This is a genomic window from Spartobacteria bacterium UBA695, assembly GCA_002298145.1.
Lineage (GTDB): Bacteria > Verrucomicrobiota > Verrucomicrobiia > Chthoniobacterales > Chthoniobacteraceae > UBA695.
In genome coordinates this window covers 175,299-184,489 of the sequence record DBMP01000029.1, presented here as the reverse complement: position 1 = coordinate 184,489, position 9,191 = coordinate 175,299, and the positions used below count along the sequence as shown (strand labels likewise).

The window sequence follows — 9,191 nt, the reverse complement described above, 5'->3', positions numbered from 1 at the left end:
CCCTCCCCGGCCTTGTCAATAACCATACCCTGAGCCGAAGACGGGGTTTCGCTGGGACGGGGGGGCCGTTTTAAGCGACTCAAGCAGCGAATTGGTCCTGTTAATGGCAGTGAGCTGATCGCGCAGCGCTTGGCTTTGGCGCTGGGATTCCCGCAGGAGTGGATCGCTCGCGCCAAAGCCCACGCCACCGCCGCCGATCGAACGTAAATGGCCGACGGCATATTGAGGAGCGCTCTTTTCCTTATCGGCTTCCTTTTTTGCAGCGAGGGTATCGTCGGCCGTCGCCCTGGCCTCGGCCATTTTATGCGCCAGCGCTGGATCCTCGCCTACGTCGATGGCCTCTTTTTCATAGCGGTTCACACGCTGCTGATGCTCGATGCGCTTAACACCGGCGTCATCGCCGCGAATCTCGGCCTGGGTTTTGGCAACCTCAAGCTTCCAATCGCGCTCGAAATCGTTGTAGCGGGCATCCTGCTTTTGCTTTTTCTCCTTGGCGGCCTGGTCCTTTTGCTCCTGGTCCTCGCGTTCTTTTTTAATCGCCTTCTCGATGCCGATCAAAGCGCGCCGGGCCTCGATGAGCTTCATTTGCCGCTCAAGTTCGCGGTCGCTCTGCTTACCTTGCTCGTTGTTGAGCTCAATGACTTTGTCGAGCTGCTCCAACTCCTGCTCAATGTCCTCGGCGCTGCTGGCTCCGACGTCGGAGAGCGTTTTATCTTTTTGCTGTTGCGGGGTGAGTTCGTCGAATGAGGCCTTGGCTATGTCGGACTCCATCTGCTGGCGGCCCTTGGCGACTTCCTCCGTGAGCTGCTCGGCTTTTTTACGCGCCTCCTCGAGAGCCTCGGCCTCATGCTTAGCGGCGGCGCGGGCATCGAGCAACGCTTGTGGAATATGCCCAAGGGAACGCTCTTGCAGCTCTATCGCATGGGCCTGCGCTTCATATTCCTCGGTAATACGCGCCCGGCCCGCGTCGTCGAATCCCTTTTCGTCTGAGAAATCCTCATTGACCTGGCGGATCTTTTCGTGGACTTCTTCGAGCTGCTTGGCCAGCTTTTCGGCCATGGTGGCCCGCTCCCCTTCCGAAGAGACGTGGTTCATCTCCGCAAAATTCTGCCGCGCCTGGCTGGTTTTTTCCTCTCCGATTGATTTTACCGCACTCGAGGCGTTGTTAATCCTATCGGCGCGGCCATGGATGGCCTGCATTGCGGCGGTACCGAGCATGATGCCCCAGCCGATGGGGCCGAGGGCCGTATACAAAGCTTTCGCGCCGGCCGCAAGCGACGCAAAGGCTACCCGGCCCGTAAACGCGAGCTTGGCCATGGCCCCTTCCGATCGCACCAGGCAGGCCGAGAAGGTATTGACTGCGGCATTGAGGCCCCCGAAGCCGCCAATGGCCTCCCGGGTGGCATTCCGGACGATTTCGCCCCACCGAGAGCTTGCAATGGTATTGGCCGCCATGGCGGCGCCGATGCCGATCAGGATGGGCCGAATTTCCCAAAGCACTTTCGCGAGATGAAGCGCGTTGGTGATGACGCCGCCGATGCTTTCGCCAAGCTCGGATAGATCTGCGCTCCGGAGCGATTCCAAGGTTTCCTTGAGTTCACCGGCGGAACCCTGCGCGATCCCGGCCCAAAGCTGCTGGGCCTTGAGATTGAGCGCGCCCATCTCATCCTCGATCTCTTTGAACACCTTGGCGTTAGCCTCCATGGTTTCGCCCAAGCCGCCGATTTGGGTCGCGGCGATCGCGAAGGCCTCCGGCTCGCCGAAGATCTGCATCATGCGCTTCCCGGACTTGCCGAAGAGGTCGGCGGCCGCCCGGGCGCGATCGGCGGGGTTCTCGATGTTACGGAACGCCTCGCCCAGCATTTTCAACTGGTCGACGGTGGAGAGGCTCCGCAGGGCCTGGATGGAAAGGCCCAGTTTTTCAAAAACGCCCTTGGTCGGCTCCCCGGCCTCGTTCACGCCGGCGAGCGATTTATTAAGGTTGAAAATGGCCTGCTCGGCAAATTCTGCCCCCATGCCGGAATTTTCAAAGACCTGGCGCAGGAGCATCACGTCCGAAACCGTCTGGTTTGTGTTGAGGCTCACTTCCCTCAGGGTGGCCCCCAGTTCCAAGCTCTGTTTTAGGTGCTCGAACTGTGACTCGATCGCTTCCCCTGCGATTTGCAGGCCTTTGAACCCGGCCACGAAGCCGACGATATTGTGCTCCAGGTGCTCGACGGCGTTGTCGACCGTTCGGATGGCGGCGAGGAACTTATCGCAATTCAGGTTGAGATCGGCGCGGATTTGGCCCATAGTTCTTACGTGATGTCAGTCGCAATCAGAGGTTTTCTCATCGGATGCGCGCTGGCCGTGCTCGGCTGGCTGGCGCTTCCGTTTCTTGCCGCGCTCTTCATCAAGGGCCCCGGCGCTTTTCTGGCGGTGGTTGCGATCACGCTCATCGGCGGGTTAATGAAAGCCTGCGCTGCGCGCTGATTTCGCGAGGTAATAATCCACCCGGCGATCCAGATCCCGGCCCGTCCAGGCCAACGCCTGGTTGATCTGCGACTGGAGCCCTCGCACGCTGCCGTGGTAGTTGTTGACGACAACGATGCTCATGTTCCCGGTATCCAGGCGGATCCAGATCGCGCCGTATTTGTCGCCATGGCGGCGGATCCACGCGGGAACGCGCAGGCCGATTTTTGGGCTGAGCGCGGCGGGGTTCCACCCGGCGGCCAGCGCGCCGACGCGCTTGTAGAGCTTGCGCTTGTAGGATTCGAGGTTCTCTTTGGGCACCCACATGTAGTTGTCTGCCTTCCAGCGGCCGATATCCTGCGAGCGCCGCCCGGCCTGGGAAACCCGGCCGTGGCCCTCCGCGAGCCGCTTGGCTTTGTGGAAGGGCTCCATGGCCGATTCATTCAGCTCGATGATGTCGTAATCGACGAGCCAGACGGTGCCGTCCTTTTTCGTGAGAGCCCGGCGCACATGCTCCTTGCCGAAGATGTCGATCAGAGTCTCCAACTCGCTGCGCGGCTTGGCCACGAAAACGCTTTGGAGATCCCGGTCGATGGCCATTTCGCCACGCTTGCGCGATTCGGAATCCGATTTGCCATTGCTGGGTGGCGTCAGCGCGATCGCGCGGCGCAGGAAACTGCGTGTGGCATCGCAAAGGACCGTGGCGCCGTCCTTTTTCGAATAGAGGGCGAAGCGCTGGAGCGAGTGTTTGAAATCCGTGGTGTCGATCTTGAGCGTGACATCCATGGCTATTCCTCCGTTGTCCAATCCGCCGCCTCGATGGCGGCGAGCTGATCCGCAGGCGGGGCAAACTTGGGCTCTCCACAACCGACGGGCACCGTCCAGTTGTCATTGGCGCGCAGCTCGGCGTGGAGATAGTGCAGGTACCGCCAATAAGGGAGTTCCCAAAAGATATACCGCTCGGTCCAGTGGGTGGTCTTGGCCAGCGCGCGGATGCGAACCGCTTCCGCCGCTGGCTCTAGGAGTTTGGGGGCGGCTCGGGGGCGCTCGACGGGGGCGCACTCGGATCGTCCGGCTTTTCCTTTACCTCGACCTGGGCGGCGTGGATCAAGTCCAGCGCGAAGGCGATCTGCACTTTGGTTTCCGCGAGATCTTCGCTGGAGATACGCGGTTCGCCTTTTTCGTTCGGTTCGGAGGCCCATTTCAGGACCGATTCACGGAAGAGCGTTTCGTTCCAGATGGTGCGGCGCACTTCGTTTTCCGGCGCGCCCTGGATATAGAGCCAGGCGAGGGTGGCAAAGTCGGCGTTCTCCATCTCGTCAAGCGGAACGCGCTTGAGCCATTCGTTGCGCGTCTGGCGCATCATGGCCATGGTGGCAGCCGAAAAGGGCCGCAGCGTGAGTTTCCCCACTTCCGACGCATCCGGGGTGAGGAAGGCGAGGCTTGCCAAGCGGTCGTGCTCGGCCTGATCGATGGGAGTTGGGTCGCTCATTTTTCGAGGAGATCGAGGAGACGTTTCTTTTCCTCCGGACGCGCGTCATAGGGGATGAGCGCGATGTGCTTGCCCTTGCGCACCATGGCGATCGGGACGGAGGTCTTGATGTGCTCTACCATGCGGTGATGGTTTTCAAACGCCCGCTTGATATAGACCAAGGGATGGTCGGAATTCTCCGCGCACCATTTGGGGTCTTTCCAGTTCTCGATGAGCGTTGCGGTGTCGTAGGTTCCCTCCCGCGAGGTGGCCTCCAGCGTCCAGACGACGGTGCGCGTGGGTTTGCCATCGATGACCTCGCGGTAATCGCGGATGCCGAATTCGGGGTTTAACGGGATCCCGAGCGTCAGCAACGCCGAAACCATGTCGGAGTTCGGCGAGGAGAGCGGGTTCGCGTTGACGTCGATGATGGAGACGATTCGGTCGCCTTTTTTCATGAGTGATTTTGGGTGTGGATTTTAGGATCAGGCCGGGAATCGGCCGAAATTAGCTGGCGACCAGTGCGGTGCCGTTCGGGAAGTACTTGAAGTTGTAATCCCACCCGGCGAACTCTTCGTTGCCCTCGGTGTTTTTCACTTCTTCGATAACGGAAACGCCACCGGTGCCGAGACCGGACACGCCGGGATCGCCAATCCCCGGGGCCAGTGCGAGCGCGCCATGGCCCTTGACGCTTCCTGATGTGGTCGGGTCATAGGTGTTGATCAAGGCAGACTGGCCCTTGCTGTTTTTGAGGACCTTCGTCTCGATTTTCGCCGTGGTCTCGACGGACTGGATAAACGTGCCCGTGACGCGGGAAATACCAAAGGTGACGGAAGTGGCGGAGTCGGCCATATCTCCCGGGCCGCATGTCAACGATTCTCAGAGAGGAGGCCCACCCAAATCCGAAAATATTTTCGGATTGTTAGCCTGATTTTCAGACGCTTACGATGCGTAACCGATCTTGTATGCGAAAACGCCGCGCAACGCCCGGGCCTCGATATCGGGGTCAGACGACGTCGGCGCCGGGGGACCGAGGAGCTGGAGGCCCTCGGAGGCCAACGCGTCGGCGAGGGCGTTGCGATCGGCCATTCTCTCAACGACGAACGCCTGGCGCGGGTTGTGGACGGCGGCGCCGTCATCGTCGGCCTGGCTATCGACGATCACATTGACGGTGGCCATGGCTACGCTGGCCGAGCCGGTGAGCGGCGTGCTTTTCGCATCGATGAGGACGGCCGGGAACTCGATTTCCTCGGAGCCCTCGGGCTCCCCATCCACGATTTTTTCCAGGTGGCCGTAGACGTTCACACCCGCCAACTCGGGGGATGCGGCGAGCATTTTTGCGATGGCGCGGGCGAGGAGGGGGTCATTCATGGCAGTACCTCAATTCCGATGTACCATTGATCGTTGGCCGTGACGATCGCGTAATACTTGCCCGTCCTGCGGTGCCTGGCTTTTGCAAAATCGCCGTCCCGAATGATCGGCTCATACACGGAGCGGTCGAAACGGATGCGCTGACTGTCGTTTTTCACGTTGCCGAACATATACAGCGGCTTCAATGGTTCGGTGGCGATCATTTGTTGACGGAGTCGAGGATGAAGCGGTAGGTGAGGCCGTCGGCGTGGATCGGGCCGGTAATGCGGAAGACGGCGCCCGTTTTGAGGCGCGTGACGCGCTGGCCCTGCACCGGCGAATGCGGGAATTGATTGGCCGTGGCGTCGAGCGTGGCCGAGAAGCTGACGCGCTTGCCCTGCATGATGATCTGTTCCGTGCGGCCGAGGTCATTCCAGTCGACGGTGATCGGCGACGGGAAGCCCTCGATGGTCACCTGCTCGGTGCCGAAGGCTTTCTGGATCATACCAATCCCACGGCTGAGAAGATTAATACCGGCGGCCATGGCGGTTTACCATTTGACGTAGGGAGACGCCGGCGTTTCGCAAAGCGCGATGATCTTGCGGGCCTTGGCCTCGGTGAGGACAGCGGCGGCCACGTCGCGGAAACCTTTCACGGGCGCATAGCCGACGGTGCGGTCGAAGAGGGTCTTGAAATGCTCCTCGCCGAGCAGCTCGCGAACCTTGTCCACTGCGTCTTTGGGGAGTTTGATTGCCGCCGCGCCGATAATCACGGTGCACGAGGCACCGTTGTCGCCTTCATGTTTGCCCGCGCCCTGGCGGATGAGTTCGGCCTCGATTTCTTTGAGACGGGCCGCGTCTGCTTTCACCCGGGCCTTGATGGATGCGCCCTCGGCGATGAGTGTGGGGATGTTGATTTTTGGCATGTCGTTTGTGGTGAAAAATGGAAGAGCCCAGGCGATCCTTGCCCGGGCTCAAATTGGTTGCGGAGGCCGGATTTGAACCGGCGACCTTCGGGTTATGGGCCCGACGCGCTACCGCTGCGCCACTCCGCGATTAAGACTTTTTCTTGCCGCCGGACTTTTCCTTTTCCGGTTCGGCCTCGGGCTGGAGGATCCGCTTTTTGGCGATGCCCTCGTTGCTGACCCAGAGCTGCACCTCGGCAAACCGGGGATGCGTCCGGAGGCCCTGGAACTCACGGAACGCAACGATCTGCGCGGGGAGCGGGGCCTCAGGTCCCTTGATGGTTTCCCATTTCTGGGAGCCGTGCGGGCGGGCGAGGGTGATGGCGGAAGTCATAGTGCGATTGGATTCAGGTCAGACGTTTAGCCCTGAGCAGGAGCCGAAAGGGTGAGGCGTTTGATCTGGTTCGCGTCGCCGGGGGCATAGCCGTATCCGAATTCGATCGTTTTCTTCGCCGAATCCATGTCGGGATCGCCCCAGGCACGATAGACCAGGGTGAGGCCAGTTTGCGGGTCGGTGACGAGCCGGTAATCGCTAAGGCGTTCCTTGACCTCCTCGGTCGCTTCCATGGGAGCGTTGGCGACGAGGATGCCGTATTTAAACGCCGCAAATCCTTTGAGGGATTCGCCGTTGTCCGGAAGGTTGGGTACGGGAGTGACGTCGAAATTGCTAACGCGGCCGATGATTCCATCGCGTAGGGTAGCGGTGCTGCCAGATGCCTGGGCATTGCGCAGAGCAGGGTCTTTGAGGAGTTGGCGGCTCCAAACCTCATCGACAATCAGTTGGCGGTTGACGGTCGGCCAGTTTGCCGCGCCGCAATTGACAGAGAGATCGGCGGCGCTATCAGCATCGAAAACGCCGTCGGCATAGGATGCGATGGCGTCGCCAAATTTCGCGGCTTTGATGACGCTCAAAATGTCGGCGGTGACGTCGGCACCAAGCTTATCGGCCTTGGCGGCGAGAGATGTATCGAGAACTTCGACGGACAGTCCCAGCAAATCCTTCATCGTGAATTGCAGAACCTGGTATTTCCGCTTATTCACGGGTACCGGTCTGGTTTCCACATTGAAATCACCAGATTGGTAGCCCTTGGAGTAGTCGAAGTCGATGGAATCCATCTGTTCAAGGGGAATGAATGGTACCTGCAGATTGTGATCGCGGGGTACTTCGCGCGCCTCAAACTTGGTGGAAAATTGCGTGATTGGCGCCAGACGGCGCTTGAACGCGACGAGCATAAGGTTGAGAACCTTATCGAGTTTCAGACTGGCGGAAGCTGTGATAGCCATGGTGGTTTAGCGGTGGGTTGCTGGGTTGAAAAAGGGTGGTATTACTGGGTGAGAAACGGTTATTTGCCGGAGTGCTCGGCGTCCCACGCAGTGGCGGCGGCATCGAGCTTCTTGCCGTGTTCAGCGCGCATCTGCGCTTTCTCGGTCGGGGAAGCGTTCTGGTAGCGTTCCCAGAGAGCGGCGTCGGCCGCGGCGTTTTTGTTGAGGGCCTCGGGGGTATTCTTCGCGGCGGGGATCGTGATGCCGGAGGCGGCGAGCTCCTCACGCACGCGCTGATCGGCGGTTTTGTTGGAGGCTTTGAGATCGCCCAGCTCGGTCTCGACTTTGCTGAGCTTGCCTTTGGTGTCCTCAAGCTCGGTCTTGGTCTTGGTATGAGCCTCCTGCTCGGTCTTGAAATCCTTCTCGGCTTTTTCGGCCTTGGTTTTGAGATCAACGGCGGATTGTTCCGCGGTTACGAGTTTCGACTCCGTTTCGGAGAGTTTTTCGAGGGCTTCGTCGAGCGATTCTTTGAGCGTCGGCATATTGTTTGCCAACGGGTGTCAACGAAGGTATATAAACGGCGTCGCTTATTCCCTCGCGGACAGGGCCCGTCTTCGAAATGGTGCGGCGACCGCAACGGCAGGTTCCCGGGTTCAGTTCCATGACTGAACGCGTGGAGAATTGCGTGGCTCCGCAATGCCGCCAAGGGTCGGCGCGCCGACATGGAAAGCGACGCGCCGGCAAGAGCCTATTTAAACGGTCTGCTCGAATTCCTCGATCGCCGCCTCAATGCCCGGGAGCACCGCGTCGACCAGGCCGCATTCCTGCGCCTGTTTGCCCATGAACGACTGCCCTTGCATGGTATCATTCGATACCGACGGCCGCTTCGCATTGACGGCGCCGCGGAACATCTCGCCGATCTGGTTCACCTGGGCCTGGAAATGGGCCCGCTCGTCGTCGCTTAGTGGTTTCCAATAAGCGCCGGCGGCCTTGAGACGGCCGTCTTTGATGGTCTCGACTTTTTGCCCCATGGCTTCGAGCTGACGCGAGGCATCGAGGACGGCGAGGTAGACGCCGATGCTCCCGACCTGGGCGCTGGCGGTACAGAACATCTGGTCGCATTGGCTGGCCATCCAATAGGCGGCGCTGCAGCAGAGCCCATCGGTAAAGCCAAAGACGTTTTTCTGCTGGGCCAGGGCGGCAATTTTCGAGCCGCTCTCAGGTACGCCGGTGACGGTGCCACCGGGCGAGTTGAAATAGATGAGGACGTTATCGACCGACGGATCGGCGGCCGCCTGGCCAAGGGCGCGGTCGAAGTCGTTCAGGTCCGTGGCGTCGAAGCACGAGGCCTCAAATGTGCTGAGGTGTTTGTCGATGACGCCGTCGACGTGGAGGATGGCCGTCTTTCCGTCGCGGCCGAAACCGGGGTCGAGCAGCCAGGCTGCCCGCTTCTGAGCGGTGGCGGGGGCTTGCTTGCGGGCGTCAAAGCGCATCGGAAGATTGCGAGCCCTCACGGGCAGCCCGGGCGAAGTGGTGGGATCCATTGGCGATTCGCCAAGGATGGGCGGCTCCGGGATCTGGCCGCTCATCATGGCCCAGAGGGCGGCCTCGAACCCGGCGCGGGTGTTGGGCTCCAGCAAAAGGGGGGAGCGGAAGAGCTTCGTGAAGAGTCGATCGTATCGCATGATGCTG

The 9,191-nt window shown here is 60.4% G+C and carries 14 protein-coding genes and 1 tRNA gene; 1 reads left to right on the top strand and 14 read right to left on the bottom strand.

Annotated elements, in window-relative coordinates; translation table 11 throughout:
• Positions 1–15 precede the first annotated feature (15 nt).
• Positions 16–2,292: a hypothetical protein gene (locus B2828_RS17150; RefSeq protein WP_479634998.1), complete on the bottom strand. Its 2,277-nt coding sequence runs from the start codon at positions 2,290–2,292 to the stop codon at positions 16–18.
• 12 nt (positions 2,293–2,304) lie between these two features.
• On the opposite strand from B2828_RS17150, the gene B2828_RS17145 reads away from it, so the two are divergent.
• Positions 2,305–2,472: a hypothetical protein gene (locus B2828_RS17145; RefSeq protein ID WP_479634997.1), complete on the top strand. Its 168-nt coding sequence runs from the start codon at positions 2,305–2,307 to the stop codon at positions 2,470–2,472.
• On the opposite strand, the gene B2828_RS17140 is transcribed toward B2828_RS17145, so the two are convergent.
• From B2828_RS17140 to B2828_RS17080, 13 genes are all read right to left on the bottom strand, one after another.
• Positions 2,446–3,237: a hypothetical protein gene (locus B2828_RS17140; RefSeq protein ID WP_479634996.1), complete on the bottom strand. Its 792-nt coding sequence runs from the start codon at positions 3,235–3,237 to the stop codon at positions 2,446–2,448. The genes B2828_RS17145 and B2828_RS17140 overlap by 27 nt on opposite strands.
• Positions 3,238–3,469: 232 nt before the next feature.
• Positions 3,470–3,943: a hypothetical protein gene (locus B2828_RS17135; protein ID WP_479634995.1), complete on the bottom strand. Its 474-nt coding sequence runs from the start codon at positions 3,941–3,943 to the stop codon at positions 3,470–3,472.
• On the bottom strand, positions 3,940–4,380 hold the full coding sequence (locus B2828_RS17130; protein WP_479634994.1) for a hypothetical protein: 441 nt from the start codon (positions 4,378–4,380) through the stop codon (positions 3,940–3,942). Before B2828_RS17130 ends, B2828_RS17135 begins: the two co-directional genes overlap by 4 nt.
• A 49-nt stretch (positions 4,381–4,429) precedes the next feature.
• Positions 4,430–4,774 carry a hypothetical protein gene (locus tag B2828_RS17125; protein WP_479634993.1) on the bottom strand — a complete coding sequence of 115 codons (345 nt, stop codon included), beginning with the start codon at positions 4,772–4,774 and terminating at the stop codon, positions 4,430–4,432.
• Between the two features lie 90 nt (positions 4,775–4,864).
• Entirely contained in the window at positions 4,865–5,293 is a 429-nt protein-coding gene (locus B2828_RS17120; RefSeq protein ID WP_479634992.1) for a hypothetical protein, read from the bottom strand.
• Complete coding sequence (locus B2828_RS17115) at positions 5,290–5,496, bottom strand: hypothetical protein (protein ID WP_479634991.1); 207 nt, start codon at positions 5,494–5,496, stop codon at positions 5,290–5,292. Before B2828_RS17115 ends, B2828_RS17120 begins: the two co-directional genes overlap by 4 nt.
• Positions 5,493–5,777 (bottom strand): hypothetical protein, encoded by a 285-nt coding sequence (locus tag B2828_RS17110; RefSeq protein WP_479634990.1) that lies wholly within the window; start codon positions 5,775–5,777, stop codon positions 5,493–5,495. Before B2828_RS17110 ends, B2828_RS17115 begins: the two co-directional genes overlap by 4 nt.
• Before the next feature lie 45 nt (positions 5,778–5,822).
• The gene (locus B2828_RS17105) at positions 5,823–6,197 is read right to left on the bottom strand and encodes a hypothetical protein (RefSeq protein WP_479634989.1); all 375 of its coding nucleotides are present in this window, start codon (positions 6,195–6,197) and stop codon (positions 5,823–5,825) included.
• A gap of 54 nt (positions 6,198–6,251) precedes the next feature.
• Positions 6,252–6,326, bottom strand: a tRNA-Met gene (locus B2828_RS17100).
• Position 6,327: 1 nt separating this feature from the next.
• Entirely contained in the window at positions 6,328–6,570 is a 243-nt protein-coding gene (locus B2828_RS17095) for a hypothetical protein (protein WP_479634988.1), read from the bottom strand.
• Positions 6,571–6,596: 26 nt separating this feature from the next.
• Positions 6,597–7,520, bottom strand: coding sequence for a hypothetical protein (locus B2828_RS17090; RefSeq protein WP_479634987.1), 924 nt, complete (start codon positions 7,518–7,520; stop codon positions 6,597–6,599).
• 59 nt (positions 7,521–7,579) lie between these two features.
• Complete coding sequence (locus B2828_RS17085; RefSeq protein WP_479634986.1) at positions 7,580–8,041, bottom strand: hypothetical protein; 462 nt, start codon at positions 8,039–8,041, stop codon at positions 7,580–7,582.
• A gap of 210 nt (positions 8,042–8,251) precedes the next feature.
• Entirely contained in the window at positions 8,252–9,184 is a 933-nt protein-coding gene (locus tag B2828_RS17080) for a S49 family peptidase (protein ID WP_479634985.1), read from the bottom strand.
• Between the last annotated feature and the right edge of the window lie 7 nt (positions 9,185–9,191).